Origin of the sequence: Pantoea alfalfae (assembly GCF_019880205.1) — a bacterium.
Lineage (GTDB): Bacteria > Pseudomonadota > Gammaproteobacteria > Enterobacterales > Enterobacteriaceae > Pantoea > Pantoea alfalfae.
Window position 1 is genome coordinate 37,468 of the sequence record NZ_CP082297.1, and the last position, 15,600, is coordinate 53,067.

At 54.6% G+C, this 15,600-nt stretch carries 15 protein-coding genes and 1 pseudogene; 9 read left to right on the forward strand and 7 right to left on the reverse strand.

Annotation, left to right across the window (positions count from 1 at the left end; all coding sequences use genetic code 11):
• Positions 1 to 170: 170 nt before the first annotated feature.
• Positions 171 to 266: pseudogene (locus K6R05_RS22270) on the reverse strand (hypothetical protein); the annotation flags it as partial.
• 142 nt (positions 267 to 408) lie between these two features.
• Here K6R05_RS22270 and K6R05_RS21715 point away from each other — a divergent pair.
• From K6R05_RS21715 to K6R05_RS21735, 5 genes are all read left to right on the forward strand, one after another.
• The gene (locus tag K6R05_RS21715; RefSeq protein WP_222925944.1) at positions 409 to 912 is read left to right on the forward strand and encodes a helix-turn-helix domain-containing protein; all 504 of its coding nucleotides are present in this window, start codon (positions 409 to 411) and stop codon (positions 910 to 912) included.
• A gap of 56 nt (positions 913 to 968) precedes the next feature.
• A complete protein-coding gene (locus K6R05_RS21720) occupies positions 969 to 1,469 on the forward strand; it encodes a DUF6622 family protein (protein WP_222925932.1) in 501 nt (166 codons plus the stop codon).
• A 234-nt stretch (positions 1,470 to 1,703) separates the two neighbouring features.
• On the forward strand, positions 1,704 to 2,264 hold the full coding sequence (locus K6R05_RS21725) for a recombinase family protein (protein ID WP_222925933.1): 561 nt from the start codon (positions 1,704 to 1,706) through the stop codon (positions 2,262 to 2,264).
• The gene (locus K6R05_RS21730) at positions 2,248 to 3,912 is read left to right on the forward strand and encodes an IS481 family transposase (RefSeq protein ID WP_222925934.1); all 1,665 of its coding nucleotides are present in this window, start codon (positions 2,248 to 2,250) and stop codon (positions 3,910 to 3,912) included. The genes K6R05_RS21725 and K6R05_RS21730 overlap by 17 nt, the downstream gene beginning before the upstream one ends.
• Positions 3,845 to 4,870, forward strand: a complete 1,026-nt coding sequence (locus K6R05_RS21735; protein ID WP_222925935.1) for an ExeA family protein — start codon at positions 3,845 to 3,847, stop codon at positions 4,868 to 4,870. Before K6R05_RS21730 ends, K6R05_RS21735 begins: the two co-directional genes overlap by 68 nt.
• 465 nt (positions 4,871 to 5,335) lie before the next feature.
• On the opposite strand, the gene flhA is transcribed toward K6R05_RS21735, so the two are convergent.
• From flhA to hypA, 6 genes are all read right to left on the reverse strand, one after another.
• Complete coding sequence (gene flhA / locus K6R05_RS21740) at positions 5,336 to 7,423, reverse strand: formate hydrogenlyase transcriptional activator FlhA (RefSeq protein ID WP_262390956.1); 2,088 nt, start codon at positions 7,421 to 7,423, stop codon at positions 5,336 to 5,338.
• A gap of 116 nt (positions 7,424 to 7,539) precedes the next feature.
• Positions 7,540 to 8,562, reverse strand: a complete 1,023-nt coding sequence (hypE, locus tag K6R05_RS21745) for a hydrogenase expression/formation protein HypE (RefSeq protein ID WP_222925874.1) — start codon at positions 8,560 to 8,562, stop codon at positions 7,540 to 7,542.
• The gene (gene hypD / locus K6R05_RS21750) at positions 8,555 to 9,724 is read right to left on the reverse strand and encodes a hydrogenase formation protein HypD (RefSeq protein WP_222925875.1); all 1,170 of its coding nucleotides are present in this window, start codon (positions 9,722 to 9,724) and stop codon (positions 8,555 to 8,557) included. Before hypD ends, hypE begins: the two co-directional genes overlap by 8 nt.
• Positions 9,724 to 10,002: a HypC/HybG/HupF family hydrogenase formation chaperone gene (gene hypC / locus K6R05_RS21755; protein ID WP_222925876.1), complete on the reverse strand. Its 279-nt coding sequence runs from the start codon at positions 10,000 to 10,002 to the stop codon at positions 9,724 to 9,726. The genes hypD and hypC overlap by 1 nt, the downstream gene beginning before the upstream one ends.
• Complete coding sequence (hypB, locus tag K6R05_RS21760) at positions 9,993 to 10,760, reverse strand: hydrogenase nickel incorporation protein HypB (protein ID WP_222925877.1); 768 nt, start codon at positions 10,758 to 10,760, stop codon at positions 9,993 to 9,995. The genes hypC and hypB overlap by 10 nt, the downstream gene beginning before the upstream one ends.
• Positions 10,761 to 10,790: 30 nt before the next feature.
• The gene (gene hypA / locus K6R05_RS21765; RefSeq protein ID WP_222925878.1) at positions 10,791 to 11,135 is read right to left on the reverse strand and encodes a hydrogenase maturation nickel metallochaperone HypA; all 345 of its coding nucleotides are present in this window, start codon (positions 11,133 to 11,135) and stop codon (positions 10,791 to 10,793) included.
• A 351-nt stretch (positions 11,136 to 11,486) separates the two neighbouring features.
• Here hypA and K6R05_RS21770 point away from each other — a divergent pair, with 351 nt between their 5' ends.
• The 4 genes from K6R05_RS21770 (at position 11,487) to K6R05_RS21785 (ending at position 15,581) form a co-directional block, all read left to right on the forward strand.
• Positions 11,487 to 11,954, forward strand: coding sequence for a formate hydrogenlyase regulator HycA (locus K6R05_RS21770; RefSeq protein ID WP_222925879.1), 468 nt, complete (start codon positions 11,487 to 11,489; stop codon positions 11,952 to 11,954).
• A 150-nt stretch (positions 11,955 to 12,104) separates the two neighbouring features.
• Positions 12,105 to 12,713 (forward strand): 4Fe-4S dicluster domain-containing protein, encoded by a 609-nt coding sequence (locus tag K6R05_RS21775; protein WP_222925945.1) that lies wholly within the window; start codon positions 12,105 to 12,107, stop codon positions 12,711 to 12,713.
• Positions 12,713 to 14,617 carry a proton-conducting transporter transmembrane domain-containing protein gene (locus K6R05_RS21780; protein WP_222925880.1) on the forward strand — a complete coding sequence of 635 codons (1,905 nt, stop codon included), beginning with the start codon at positions 12,713 to 12,715 and terminating at the stop codon, positions 14,615 to 14,617. Before K6R05_RS21775 ends, K6R05_RS21780 begins: the two co-directional genes overlap by 1 nt.
• A gap of 10 nt (positions 14,618 to 14,627) precedes the next feature.
• Complete coding sequence (locus K6R05_RS21785) at positions 14,628 to 15,581, forward strand: respiratory chain complex I subunit 1 family protein (RefSeq protein WP_222925881.1); 954 nt, start codon at positions 14,628 to 14,630, stop codon at positions 15,579 to 15,581.
• The last annotated feature ends 19 nt before the right edge of the window (positions 15,582 to 15,600 follow it).

Genomic DNA, 15,600 nt, shown 5'->3' on the forward strand with positions numbered 1-15,600 from the left:
TGAAAAATGCCACCGGCTCACATTAAATGATAATGGGCTCGCATTTATCCGACCCGGCTCGCAATCCAGTCCGCCGGGCTCACAATAACTGCAAATCAATATCGTCATTTTGGCAAACTAACCGCCAGCATTCTGTCGCGTAGTTCGGCTGTGCGGGCTGGGTCTATCTAACGATAAAGCGCCGACTCTGACAGTGTGGCGATTATCGGTTTCCCATGTGTTTGGTATCCTGCATCCATTGCCAGCGTCTGGTATAAATGTATCTTCTGGTCCTTAATCAGGCCCGTTATATGCTGGGTTCCGACCTTATGTCACTGGCGTGTCGCTTTGCTGTCATGGTGGTGTCGTATACGGTGCTGGGTTGATGTGCAAGTATTATCACAGGCATTGCAGAGAACGGGAACAATGATGACTGTAGCTGAAAAAGTGAAAACATATCGTCTGACAAAGGCATGGTCGCAGGAACAGCTGGCTGAAGTGGCCTCTCTTTCTGTAAGGACCGTGCAGCGAACTGAAAAAGGCCAGAAACCGAGTCTGGAAACACTCAGTGCGATTGCTTCAGCCTTTGGTGTAAATGTTTCTGATCTCTCGGAAGAGACTTACGTTGCCAGCCAGGCTCTTGATGAACGCATCAGCGAAGCCAAAATTCAGGTAGCGCAGGAAATCCGGTTTTATCGGATTCTGGTTACTGCTGTTCTGGTATGCACAGTATTAATGATAATTAACTATCTGTTTACCCCGGAAAGTTACTGGTCCGTTGTGGTAGCTGTTATATGGGGAGGACTTGTCATAGTCAGGGGAATACGCGTCTTTATCATGCGAGGGAAAATCGCCTTATGGCAACAACGTAGGTTGCAGAAAATTCTTCGGTCAGGAAATAAAAAATCGGATAACAAAACCACCGAAAATTAATGGGGTACCGATTCACCTGTACTGAAAAAGATTAACTTTCGTAACCGGGACAAATTATGGATATTGCACTCTTTTTAAGAGATACCCCTGTCTGGGTATGGATCCTGTTGGCTTTTTTACTGCGACGCGGCTTTGCTGCTCTTTATGACCGGGAGATGACAACCGGACGGTTGTTTTTTCTTCCGGTGATTTTTCTTGTCTGGGGGGCATATGGTGTTATCACTGAGACAGCACTTGCTGGCGCAAGCCTTGCAATGATGGCCGTTGGACTGCTCGCAGGTACCGCTCTTGGATACAGGTTGTGGCGCTCACAGCCACCGCTGAGAAATTCAGATAATCCGGGCATGATTATCAGGGCCGGGACGCCGCTGACCCTGGGGCTGATTGTGATTACTTTTTGCATGAAGTTTATACTTACCTCAGCCATTTATCTTCAGCCGGGATTACGGTCATCCGCAAGTTTTTGTATGTTGTTTGGCGGTGTGACGGGACTTGTTGATGGCGTATTCTGGGGGGGGACCCTGAGACTTTTCATACCCTGGTACAGCAAAAAATGATTAACCGTAACTGCCTTAATGAATTGAAGCCCTCCGACCCGCTATCAATTGTTGTTGGCTTACGCCAGATGAAACTGAAATTTTCTCCTGTGGTAAGCGATGGTCGTCCAGTTAGGGTAAACCCAAAGCAGGCAGTCCGGTGAGACAGTTTTTCTGTCTCATTTGGGTTGTTTTTGTCTCATGCCGGTGTTACGTTTTCATCATCTAGAGTCAAACGAGACAGTCTCCATTATTATGGCACTTTACGGCTATGCCCGCGTTTCAACCAGCGACCAGGAACTTACCCTGCAGACACAAACTCTCCGCGCTGCCGGTTGTGAAATCATTCGTGCAGAAAAAGCCAGCGGAAGCAGCCGTACCGGAAGGAGCGAGTTGCAGCTGTTGCTGGAGTTCCTGCGCCCCGGTGATACGTTGATGGTGACCCGCGTGGATCGCCTGGCACGCAGCATTAAGGACCTGCAGGATATCGTGTATGCCCTGACTCTGCAGGGCGTAACGCTCAGGGCAACAGAACAGCCAGTGGACACGCGTTCAGCAGCAGGCAAAGCCTTCCTCGATATGCTGGGCGTTTTCGCTGAGTTTGAAACCAATCTGCGACGTGAACGCCAGATGGAAGGGATTGCCGCGGCGAAAGCGCGGGGCGTGTACCGCGGAAGAAAGCCCTCAATAGACCCTGCGGAGGTCTGGCGCCTGTACACCACAGAGAAGATGGGGGCCACGGCCATTGCCCGCCAGCTCGGGATCGGGAGGGCCTCAGTCTACCGGGCCCTGGAAAATTATGAGCAGCCGGCGTAGCGCTATCCCGGCTGACTCCCTGTTGCAACTGCGGCAGCGGCTTGATCGCCTGCCACCAAAAAGTCCTGAACGGGCCACCCAGATTGCCGCTACCGCTCAATTGTATGATATTTCAGTCTCGACGGTCTATCGCTCCCTTCGTCTGGTCCTCAGACCACGAACAGCTCACCGCCGCGATCGTGGTCAGCCCCGGATACTTCCCCCGTCTGAACTGGAACATTACTGTGAACTGATCGCTGCGCTGAAACTGCGAACAACGAATAAATCCGGTCGTCATCTGTCAACCGGGCGGGCAATACAGTTGCTGGAAGAGCACGGTGTGGAGACAGCTCAGGGGTTGATAAAAAGTCCCAAAGGCTTGCTTAGTAAACAGACCGTCAATCGCTGGCTTTCCCGCTGGCGTCTCGACCAGCCCCGCCTGTTACGGGAGCCGCCGGCGGTAAGATTTCAGGCAGAAAGCAGCAATGACTGCTGGCAGTTTGATATGTCACCGTCCGATCTCAAACATATTGAACGGCCTGACTGGGTTGACCATGCCCGGGGCGAACCCACGCTGATGCTGTTCAGCGTGGTGGATGACCGGAGCGGTGTTGCTTACCAGGAATACCGGTGTGTGTACGGTGAGGATGCGGAATCAGCGCTGCGTTTTCTCTTTAATGCCATGGCACCAAAGGCCAGGTCTGATTTTCCTTTTCAGGGCCGCCCGAAAATGCTGTACCTCGATAACGGACCGGTGGCCAAAAGCCATGTCTTCCAGAATGTGATGCAGTCCCTGAAGGTTGACTGGCTGACGCACACACCGGCTGGTAAGGATGGCACCCGGACGACGGCACGGTCCAAAGGTAAAGTAGAGCGTCCTTTCCGGACCGTCAAAGAGGCGCATGAAACCCTGTACCATTTCCATAAACCAGAGACGGAGTTGCAGGCCAATGAATGGCTCTGGAACTATCTGAGTCGTTACAATGCGCAGCGTCACCGCAGCGAGAAACACTCCCGACTGGAGGACTGGCTGGCAAATATCCCCCGGGACGGCGTGAGAGATATGTGCAGCTGGGAACAATACTGCCGGTTCGCCCGGGAGCCTGAGTCCCGCAAGGTGGGTGTTGATGCGCGGGTAACGATAGACGGCACCGCATGGGAAGTTGAACCGGATATGGCAGGTGAAACCGTTATTCTGCTGTGGGGGCTGTTTGACGAAGAGATGTATGTGGAGTTTACCGGTGAAACATGGGGACCTTATTATCCGGTGTCGGGGCCTGTGCCGCTACACCGTTACCGGACGTTCAGGCGCGGTAAAGCGGCTGAACGGGCCGATCGTATCCATGCTCTTGCCAGACAGCTGAACATCCCCATCAGCGCATTGTCCGGCAGCGATCTCCGCGTGGTCAGTGATGACACTCAGCAGCGCATTGATGAGTTGCCACATCAGCCCTTTGATGCCCGAAAATTTGAATACCACTTTCCTGGCGTTATTGCGGCAAAACTGGCTATTGCCGACGATCTGGCCATACCGCTGGCCAGAATGCCGGATGAAGACCGGGCGTTTATCGACAGTATTCTGGCTGAGACGCTAAACCGTAATGAAGTACTCGCCCGCATCAGAGACTATTTTCGTAACAGACAATCAGGAGAAGACCATGCGGGTTGAAGTGATGGAGCATTATGGACTGACGCAGTCTATTGAACAGGCAGGGTATTATGAAACTGCTCACCATAAGCAGTTGATGAAAGACATTAAAGGGGCGATACGCGAAGGACGACTGATAGCCGTCTGTGGCGTGGTCGGAAGTGGCAAAACGGTCACCCTGCGACGCCTGCAGCAGCAACTGATGGATGAAAACAAAATAATTGTCGCCCGTTCCCTGTCGGTGGACAAACAGAGTGTCCGGCTCGCCACGCTGATTAACGCCCTGTTTTACGACCTGGCGCAGGATAAGCAGGTGCAGATCCCCAAACAGGGTGAACGTCGCGAGCGGGAACTGCAGGAGCTGGTCAAAAAAGGTAAACGTCCGGTGGCACTGTTTGTTGATGAGGCGCATGACCTGAACGGTAATACACTGACGGGGCTCAAACGGCTGATGGAAGTGGTTGAAGACGGCGGTGGACGGCTGTCTGTCGTTCTGGCCGGTCACCCAAAACTGCGTAATGACCTGCGTCGTCCGACGATGGAGGAAATCGGTTATCGTACCGATATTTTTACGCTGGACGGGATCACCGGTAGTCAGCGTGAATATATCCTGTGGCTGCTGAAAACCAGTGCCGGTAAAGGTAAGCCGGAAGATATTCTGACGACCGAAGCTGTTGACCTGCTGGCGATGAAACTTCGGACACCGCTGCAGGTCCAGTTGCACCTGACGCTGGCGATGGAAGCAGGATATCAGACAGGTGAAAAGCCGATTACCGCCACGCTGGTTGAATCCGTGCTGTCACGCCAGCTGGATGACCTGGAACCAACGCTTACGCGGCATGGTTACCGGCTGAAGGATATGGTGGAGCAGTTCGATGCAAAACCTGCTGAAATCAGGGCATTATTTAACAATCAGTTAGACCCGGCCCGCACAGCCGAGCTACGCGACAGAATGCTGGCAGTCGGTTTGCCGATATGATGATGTTGATTTGCAGTTATTGTGAGCCCGGCGGACTGGATTGCGAGTCCGTCTGGCTGATTGCGAGTCCATTGTCACTTAATGTGAGTCGGTGGCATTTTTCATTTGCAGTTAATGTGAGCCGAAATATGCGCTGATTGCGAGTCGGAGGGATTTTGATTGCGAGCCGTTACATGTAGTCAGTCAGTAAATGCCGTTATTCCGGTCAGCTGAAGACATCATTCGCTGCACCGAACTTTGCTATACGGCTGCTTAGTCAGTTTTTTCTTGGGTGAGATATAAGGGACGAGACGGGCCACTTGCCATCTAGAGCGGTTAAAGATCGTTCCAGCCCCTTTACGCGGCAGGTCAAGCTGGTACGGTACAGAGAAAATTCGCTGACGCTGGCACTCAGGGCGCAGGTCAGGCGGAACAGGTTATTCATAGATACAGGCTATCATCCAATGAAAAAACAGTCTGACCGCCTTAGTGCGCGGTGATGCCCAGCTTTTTCATTCTGGATAATAGCGTGGTGCGTTTAAGCCCCAGCCGGAGTGCGGCACCGTGCGGTCCGGCAACGACACCATTGGTTTCTTTCAGCACGTCAATAATGTGCTGGCGTTCATCCTCTTCATGCACTGAAGAAAATGATGTGAGCGGTGGCGCGCTTACCGCAACCCTTGCCGCAGCGAGGGGGAATGGATAATTTAATTCGTCCGGTTGCATCTCCAGTACGGTTCCGCGCGTCAGCAACACTGCCCGCTCAATCACATTTTCCAGTTCACGCACATTTCCCGGCCAGGGCATACGACTCAGCACACGCAACGTTTCTGCAGGAATACTGTCGATAGTGCGCTTCATCCGTTTCGCAATTTTACCGGTGAGGAATTTTACCAGTTGCGGAATATCCTCCGGGCGCTCGCGTAGAGGCGGGATCACAATCGGGAATACGTTAAGCCGGTAATAGAGATCACTGCGAAATCCTTTATCAGCGACCATCTGTTTCAGGTCACGGTTAGTGGCGGCGATCATCCGGACATTGACAGAAATCAGCTTGTTACCGCCTACCCGCTCGAACTCCTGCTCCTGCAAAATACGCAGCAGTTTAGGTTGCAGCTCCAGTGGGATCTCACCGACTTCATCAAGAAATAGGGTCCCCTGATCGGCCAGCTCAAAGCGCCCCATTCTTTGCGCCGTTGCGCCCGTAAAGGCGCCTTTTTCGTGACCAAACAGGTCGCTTTCTATCAGCCCGGCAGGCATCGCTGCACAGTTCATTTTTACCATCCGTCGATCGCGACGCTCGCCAAGATTATGAATTGCGCGTGCAATCAGCTCCTTACCGGTTCCGGTTTCTCCCAGGATCAGTACCGAGCAGTCACTTTTCGCCACAATCTCTACCTGCTTCAATACGGCTGACATACCCGGACTTCGCCCAACAATGTCAGTAAAATCTGCGTTATGGCTGTTAATTTGCTCGGTCAGATAGAGATTTTCATGCTGTAACTTTTCTTTCAGGCTTTTGATTTCCTGATAAGCCAGCGCATTATCCACCGCGATGGCGATACGCTCGGCGATCTGCTGCAATACCCGCAGGTTGGTTGAATTAAAGTTATCCGGCAGACAGCGCGCCAGCTTTAATACGCCCAGCGTTTTGTGGCCGAAGCGCAGAGGCAGCACACACAGCGTTTTACTCTGTTCACGCCACAGCAGATGGAACAGCGCACTGGTACTCCCCTCCTTTTCATCATCCGGTTGCTCGCTGGTCAGCAGCATTTCACCGCTTTTCATCACCTGCTGTTCCAGCGTACCTGCCAGAGCTATACGCGATTGCTCGCGTTCGGCAACATGGTTCTGGACGTAATGCGTGGCATAGACACTCGCCTCTGCGCTCTCCTTATCGGCATCACACAACACAATGCTGATGGCATTGATATGAAAGAAATGGTGAATGGTTTTGGCAATTTCGCCGGTCAGCTCGTCGAGATCTAATTTTGACAGCACAGCATTGGTGATATCGACCAGAATACGAAAGTCATCGCGCTCGTGGCGCAGCAGGGATTGCTGGTGGAGCGCGTTTTCACGTAACTGAATTTGTTCGACCGCAATCGCCGCCAGGGTGCAAAGCTCATACAGACCGCTTTTGTCCTCTTCACTGAACGGCGCCGGCTGCAGGCGAGTAAACTCACAGCCGCCCAGCACCCCCTCCGATCCCAGTAAAGGGATCAGACAATAGTAATTAAAGGTTGGATAGAGGTTCAGTGCCGCCAGTTGCGGATAGCGACGATGCAACGCATCACTGCGCCAGACCTGCGTGTCAGCATTGTGCAGCAGCGCATGCACCGGGCCGGTTGCCAGTAACGTTTCATCCTGGTAACTGACCCCCTGATGATGCGAATCGAGACCGTAAAAACTGACGCGTTCACTGTTACTGGCGAACAGTACCAGCGTTACACTCTCCGCAATACCGGCGGTCTGGATCATCTGTGTCAGGGTTTCAAGCAGTGATGTCATAGTCTGTTGCACCAGTAAAGTGCGCGTAAGCTCCAGTAATCCCTGGTGTTTCATGCTGCTCATGGTTGCACTCTGCATAACATTAGCTCTGGATAAAGTTGCCTGAAAATTTTTCTCATTTGAGCGGCCGACCGCAGTAGAAGTTTACGCCTGTCAATTCCGTCATCGCCCTGATGAGATCAACAAATGCGAGGTAAGGGTTCCGCATGCGGCAACGTGAGCTGCCGTGTCACGCCCAGAGTGCCGCGCAGACAGACCTGAGGGTCCTGCGTCACGACGCCAATGGTTGTAGCGTCTTCCCCCAGCGGATGACTGCGCATCATCATAAGCACCGCCTCTTCGGCATGCGCAGCGACTACCGCCACCACCTTGCCTTCGTTGGCAAAGTTCAGCGGTTCCAGCCCCAGCAGTTCACAAAGGCCGCGCACCGCGGGTTTAACCGGTAACGCTTGCTCGTCGATGCAGATGCCAAATCCACTGGCCGCACTGAACTCATGCAAAATGGCATTCACGCCGCCGCGGGTGGCATCACGTAAGGCATGGATACCCACAAGCGATCGCAGCGGCGCAATCATCGGCGCCAGCACCGCACAGTCACTCTCCACGCCCAGATCCATTCCCAGCTTTTCACGCAGGTTAAGGATCGCCGCGCCGTGATCGCCGAGCGTACCGCTGACGATCACTTTATCGCCTGCTTTTATCGCGCGGGCGGACCAGTTAACAGCGCCCGGGATGACGCCTATCCCGGCGGTATTAATAAAAATTTTATCGGCTGCTCCACGTTGCACCACTTTAGTATCGCCGGTCACAATCGCCATGCCAGCATCGCGCGCAGTCTGCGCCATCAGGCTGACAATCCTCTGTAACTCAACCAGGGGAAAGCCCTCTTCCAGAATAAAACCGCACGAGAGCCAGCCGGGTGTCGCACCGCTGACCGCCAGATCGTTAGCCGTTCCGCATACCGCCAGCTTGCCGATGTTACCGCCGGGAAAAAAAACCGGATCGATCACGTAGCTGTCAGTGGTAAACGCCAGCAGGTCACCCTGCGCACTCAGACTGGCAAGCGACAACTGCGCGCCATCTTCCCGTTGATTGAGCCAGCAATTGTCGAAGGCGCGGAGAAACAGCTGATCGATAAGCTGCTGCATCGCGCGTCCCCCGCTGCCATGCGCCATGGTAACGACGTCTTTAGCCTCATTCATCCTGACTAACCTTCTGTTGTTGTTTATGCTGTGGCTGGCTGGCAATGGTCGCCTCCTGATGCCGGTACTGATACCATGCCGCACACGCGCCTTCAGAGGAGACCATCAGCGCGCCGAAGGCATTGTGCGGCGTACAGCCGGTGCCAAACAGCGGGCATTGATGCGGTTTGCATCGCCCGGTCAGTACCTCACCGCAGCGGGAACGGGGATCGTCCGCTACCGGCTGCGCCTGCGGGCTGAACCTACGCTCCACATCAAACATCGCATAGGCAGATGTCAGGGAAATACCTGAGCGTTCAATCATCCCCAGTCCGCGCCACTCGCTACTGCCAGACAGCGTAAACACCTCTCGCATCGCTTTCTGAGCCAGCAGGTTACCCTGCTCTGGCACGACGCGGCGGTACTGGTTTTCCGTTTTACACGACGCCTCGCCAACCTGTTTCACCAGCATCAGCACGCTTTGCAGCATATCGAGGGGTTCAAAGCCGCTGATCACCAGCGGTTTGCCAAATTCCTGATTGATAAAATGATAAGGTGCGGCGCCAGTAATCATGCTGACGTGGCCGGGAGCCAGAAAGGCATCAATCCGTACATCATCCTGTGAGAGCAGACTCCGCAGGGTGGGCATCAGGCTAATGTGTTGGCAGAAGATGCTGAAATTGGTCAGCCGTTCGCGCCGCGCCTGTTGTAGCGTAACGGCAGTCACTGGCTGCGTGGTTTCAAATCCGAGGGCGAAAAATACCACCTGCCGCGCCGGGTTCTCACGTGCCAGTCTCAGCCCATCCAACGGTGAATAGACCACCCGTATATCCGCGCCGCGTTCACGCGCCTGCGCCAGTGATCCGTGTTGCCCCGGCACACGCAGCGCGTCACCAAAGGTACAAAAAATCACCTCAGGATGTGCGGCAATCTCACAACAGGCATCGATGCGCCCCATCGGCAATACACAGACCGGGCAGCCCGGTCCGTGGATAAACTCCAGCTGGGGCGGCAGCAGTTTGTCCAGACCGAATTTGAAGATAGCGTGGGTATGGCCACCACAGACTTCCATAATCTGCAGCGGTTTGTCGGCGGTATACGGCAGTAATCCCGCCCGCTGGTGCAACTGTTCAAGCAGCGTTTTCGCCAGTTGCGGATCCCGGAACTCATCAACAAAACGCATTATCTTTCCTCTCCTCCGCGCAGGAAAAGAGCAACATCGGTTTCCAGTTCGCCCATAGCATGCAATGCGGCCAGGGTTTGCCGGGCTTCGCGCTCATCCAGTCGGCTTAAGGCGAACCCGACATGGATTAACACCCAGCAACCGACCAGCGCTTCAGGTTCATCTTCGCAGACCAGCGCAATGTTGACTTCACGGCGCAGACCGCAGACCTCGGCCCACGCGTGATCAGCCTGCTTCGCATGCAGCGCAAAGATCTGTCCCGGAATGCCTATGCACATCGCTGCTGCTCCAGCCAGGCCAGCCACTGATCCATCCCGGCGCCGGTGGTGGCTGACAGGGCAATCACCTCAATCCGGGGATTGACCTGTCGCGCATGGGCGATACAGGTGTCGACGTCAAAGCTGACGTACGGCAGCAGATCAATTTTATTGAGGATCATAAGCCCGGAGGCGGCAAACATATCGGGGTATTTCAGCGGCTTGTCTTCGCCTTCGGTCACCGAAAGCACCGCTATTTTGTGTCGCTCGCCAAGATCAAAACTGGCCGGACAGACTAGATTGCCGACATTCTCAATAAACAGCAGGCTGTTTTTAGCGGGCGACAACTGATGCAGCGCATCGTGAACCATTTGCGCATCCAGATGGCATCCTTTTCCGGTATTGACCTGAATGGCCGCCACACCGGTCGCGCGGATTCGGTCGGCGTCGCGGGTTGTCTGCTGGTCACCTTCAATCACCGCACACTCCACGCCGGATGCCAGCTGGGTCAGGGTGCGGGTCAGCAAGGTGGTTTTACCGGAGCCGGGACTGGAAACCAGATTGAGTGCCAGAATGCCCGCAGCAGCAAAATGTTCACGGTTGTGGCCGGCAATATAGTTATTCTTCGCCAGCACATCCATTTCGATATCCACCAGCCGACGTGACGCAAATGGCAGCCTGTCGCGATTATCCGATGAATGAGGGTGGAAATGATGATCGCCGCTGCTTGTCCCTTCAATTCGCTGTTCGCCACTGGCACAACCACAGATACTGCACATAACCTTCTCCCGGGACACATTGAGTGTCTGTTATTCAATTTCGATGCGTTTAATTTTCATGCCGTTATCGGCAATGACCCGTACCTGACGTCCAGCGCAGTGCGGACACAGCGATACGCCAGGACTGATTAAAGTGATCATCTGCTGACAGGCGTCACACCAGTGGGTGGCGACGGGTGTTTCAAGATGCAGAATAGCGCCCTCAGCGAGCGTTTCGCGGCAGACCAGAGCAAAGCAAAATTGCACCGCTTCCGGTTCCACACAGGCAAGCGGTCCTATTTCCATCCAGACCGCAGTAATTCTTCTGGCATTATTTTTTCGCCCCACCTGCTGCATTATTTCAACCGCGTTCTGACATAGCGTAATCTCATGCATATTCTTTCTCAGGCGCCAGCTGAATTAAACGTGAATGTAAAAACAACAAGCAACATTGATGCCAGCTTTATTAAATAGCAGGTAAAAAAACTCTTTCGGATTGAAATATTCGCAACCTTCTCCGTCAGAAATGTCGAAAATAGTCGCCATCGACATATCTGCCTTCTTTTCAGCCCGGAAAAATTTGACGTAATAACGCGATTAAGTAGTTAAAACTTATTCAGTTAGTCAACACAGAACGATATTGGCCCGTTTTATGCTAGGAGAGCCTTTTACATAGTATGTCGTCGTCACTATGGCACCCAGATAAATACAAAGCCTTTACGCAACACTTTTTAACGGGTAATAACTATGAGTACACTGAGCGAACTGACCAGCAAAGCGGATTATATTGCCAGCAAGAACAGTCATCTGAAATCACACTGGCAAACCTATCAGAACAGCCTGACACAGGCGATAACCCAACTAAATGTCCAGATAAATCATGCATTCATCTACGGTGAAGAGCAGGATCTCCGCTTCACGTTGTTTAACCATTTCATCATCAGCATTCATCTCAGCGACGATTTTTACAGTCAGGAACTCGTTTACAGTCTGAACATGGCGCACGGTGATGAACAGCCTGATTTCCGCACGTTTTCCCACGCCACCCTGAACGAGCAGGGATGGGTAGACAGCACGGTAGATATAAAAGATAAGCGTGCGGTGCTGGAGCACTACCTCAATAAAATATCGGCTATTTATGACTGTCTGTTTCATTCGCTGAAAACAAATCAGCCGGTTTACCCTGCGCTGGAAAAATTACTTATCCGCCGATGATCCCGCTTATTTACCGATCAGTCCGCATCGTTTTTATTGCCGCTGAGGCGCGGATTAATTCCGACATAAATGTCGAAATATCAATTTACGTGACGACTTCGTCATATTTGACGAATAGCCCGAGGAGAGTTCATGCGCACTAATACAGCCATGAATCAATATGTGATAGCCGACCCGAAACGTTGTATCGGTTGTAATACCTGTATGGCCACCTGTTCTCAGGAGCATCTGCGCCACGGTTTACAATCTGCACCGCGTTTGCAGGTCATGCGTAACCGCCTGGATTCAGTGCCGGTGATGTGTCATCAGTGTGAAGACGCGCCGTGCGCGCAGGTTTGTCCGGTGAATGCCATCACCCGCGAAAACGACGCCATCCATCTTAACGAGAGTCTGTGTGTGAGCTGCAAGCTGTGCGGTATCGCCTGTCCGTTCGGAGCGATTACGTTTTCCGCCAGCACACCGCTGGATATTCCACGCGACTGCAATACCTCAAAAGCGCTGCCCACCCCACGTGCACCGCGTGCCGTCAGCCCGTTTCTCGACTGCGTACCGGGGCTTCGCGCCGTGGCGGTGAAATGCGATTTATGCAGCTTCAGCCCTGAAGGTCCGGCATGCATTAAAACCTGTCCGACACAGGCCATCACACTGATTACCCCCAGCCTGGCTGAATATTCCAGCCAGCAAAAACGCCTCAATGCCATGAACGCTTTCCCCGCCGGACTGAACTCACTGAATGCCCCTGATACGGAGGCTAAATAATGACGACTTTATTAACCGGTGAACCGGCGTCGTTACTGACGCTGGCGCTGCTGGTCTGGGTGCTGAGCGGCGTGGGTGGCTGGGTTGTTGCTGTCATAACGAAAGTCAGCAGCCTGATTTTTGGTGCAGGCAGCATGGTCGCGGCGCTGTGCGTCATCGTGGCCGCTATACAGATTTTGCAGGGCAGAGCAACGGTTCAGGCCGTACTCCCGGTTCTGCCCTTTAACGCAGAACTGACGGCGCTGAATGCGTTAATCCTGCTGGCGATGTCCGTCACCGCACTGATGTGCAGCCTGTATGCCTGTGCGTGGCTGACGAATGTCTGTGCCTCTAAGCGCGCCCGCACCGGTCTGATGTGCAATCTGCTGATGGCCGCTCTGACGGCGGCGGCAATGTCGGCCAGCGCCGTGGAACTGATCCTGATGATGGAAATGGCTGCCCTGTGCGCCTATTTCATGATTGTTCAGGCCGACGATGTGAAAAGCCGCCGTGCCGGTCTGAATCAGTTTTTATCCGGCCGCATCGGCACACTGTGTCTGATCCTTGCCTTCGCCCTGCTGCATCACGCCAGCGGCAGCGTCAATTTTGAGGTGCTGCGCCATGCGGCGTTCACGCCGGGCATTAAATCGGCAACCTTCCTCCTGGCGCTGGCCGGTTTCGGGCTGTACGCCGGGATTATCCCGCTGCACGCCTGGGTGCCACAGTCGCATTCCAGCGCGCCCGCTCACGCCGCCGCCCTGTTCTCTTCTGCACTGATGAAAGTCGGCATTATAGGCATCGTAAAAGTCGGACTGGATCTGCTGGGCGCACCGCCACTCTGGTGGGGCCTGATGGTATTGCTTCTGGCTGTCCTGACCGCATTTATCGGTGGGCTGTATGCTCTGATGGAGCACGATATCCGCCGCCTGCTGGCCTATCACACGCTGGAAAACATCGGGATTATTTTGCTCGGTGTTGGTGGTGCAATGACCGGCGTGGCGCTGAATTTGCCGGTTCTGGCGTCACTCGCGCTGCTAGCGGGTCTGTTCCATCTGTTTAATCACGGCCTGTTTAAAACAGCGCTGTTTCTGGGTGCCGGTCAAATTGAAATGCAGACTGGCATTAAAGATATGGAAAAACTCGGCGGCATTGCCCGTCTGATGCCGTGGACAGCGGGTGCGATGCTGATTGCGCTGATGTCGATGGCCGCGCTGCCGCCGTTAAACGGTTTCGCCAGTGAATGGCTGCTGTATCAGTCCCTGTTCCAGCTGAGCAGCAGCCACGTCTTTATCGCCCGCCTGATGGGGCCGCTGCTGGCGGTCGGTCTGGCACTGACCGGCGCGCTGGCGCTGATGTGTATTGCTAAAGTGTTTGGCGTGACTTTCCTCGGCACACCGCGCAGTCAGGCAGCGGCAGACGCCACACCGGCACCGCGCGCCATGACATTGAGTACCGTGCTGCTGGCGCTGCTGTGCGTGACTTCCGGTGTTGCCTCACCGTGGATTATTCCGCAATTCTCCGCCGTTGCTGTCTCCCTTCTGAACACGCCAGTTTTACTGACTGCACAGCATGGCGTGGCATTCTCGCCGACGTCCGCGGTGTCTGCCCCGATGGTGGCCATTTTGCTGCTGGGAATGCCGTTAGTGCCGTGGCTTATCGCCGCAGTTCTGCGCGGCGCGCGGCTGCCAAATCGTTCACGGGGCGATGCCTGGGCCTGTGGTTACGCGCACTCCGCCGACATGGTGGTGACGGCGACCGGTTTCGCCCAGCCGCTGCGCGTGATGTTTGCCCCGCTTTACCGTCTGCGCAGTCATGCGACACCGGTGTCACTGGTTTCAGCCCTGCACCGTGGCTGGCTGGGGGTGTTCTGCCGTCGTCTGGCGCTCATCGAACTGGCCGTGTTACTGGTCGTGGCTTTTGCCTGAGGAACTGACTATGAACTTTCCTTCCCTGCTGGCCGGTTCGCTGTGGCCGCTGGCGCTAATTCAGGCGGTGACATTGCTGGCTGTCGCTCCTTTGTTTGCCGGTTTCAGCCGCGTGATGCGTGCGCGAATGCACAACCGGCGCGGTCCCGGCGTATTACAGGAATACCGTGACATCGCCAAATTGCTTCAGCGTCAGAGCGTCGCGCCCGCAGCAGCAGGCATGGCGTTTCGCAGTATGCCGTATCTGTTGACTGGCGGTTTACTGGTCATCGCCACCGCCCTGCCAATGGTGACGCTGATGTCACCGATGGGCGCGGCGGGTGACCTGATCACCGTGATTTATCTTTTTGCCGTGGTGCGTTTTGTGTTTGCCATCGCCGGACTCGACACCGGCAGCACTTTCACCGGCATTGGCGCCAGCCGCGAAGCCGTTCTCGGTGTTCTGGTGGAGCCGATTCTGCTGCTCGGTCTGTGGATGGCGGCGCTGGTCGCCGGTTCCACGTCACTTGGTGCGATTGCCGCCCGCGTTCTGCACTGGCCGCTGTCCTCTTCCTTAACTCTGACGCTGGCCGGTCTGGCTTGTGCGTTCGCCACCTATATCGAAATGGGCAAGCTGCCGTTTGATATGGCTGAAGCCGAGCAGGAGTTACAGGAAGGCCCGCTGACCGAATACTCCGGCGCGGCGCTGGGCGTGCTGAAAATCGGCATCAGCCTGAAACAGCTGGTGGTGTTGCAGCTGTTCCTCGGCCTGTTCTTCCCGTTCGGGTTGGTGGAAAACCTGGCACCGCTGGCGTTGCTGACTGCCGTTGTGGTCTGTCTGCTGAAACTGCTGATCGCCGTGTTTATGGTCGCGCTTATCGAGAACAGCGTCGCGCGTCTGCGCTTTCTTAAAACCTCCCGCACCACGTGGGCGGGCTTCGGACTGGCGTTTCTGGCGCTGGTTTCCTGGCTGGTCGCTGGCTGACCTGACCTTTTTCTAATCC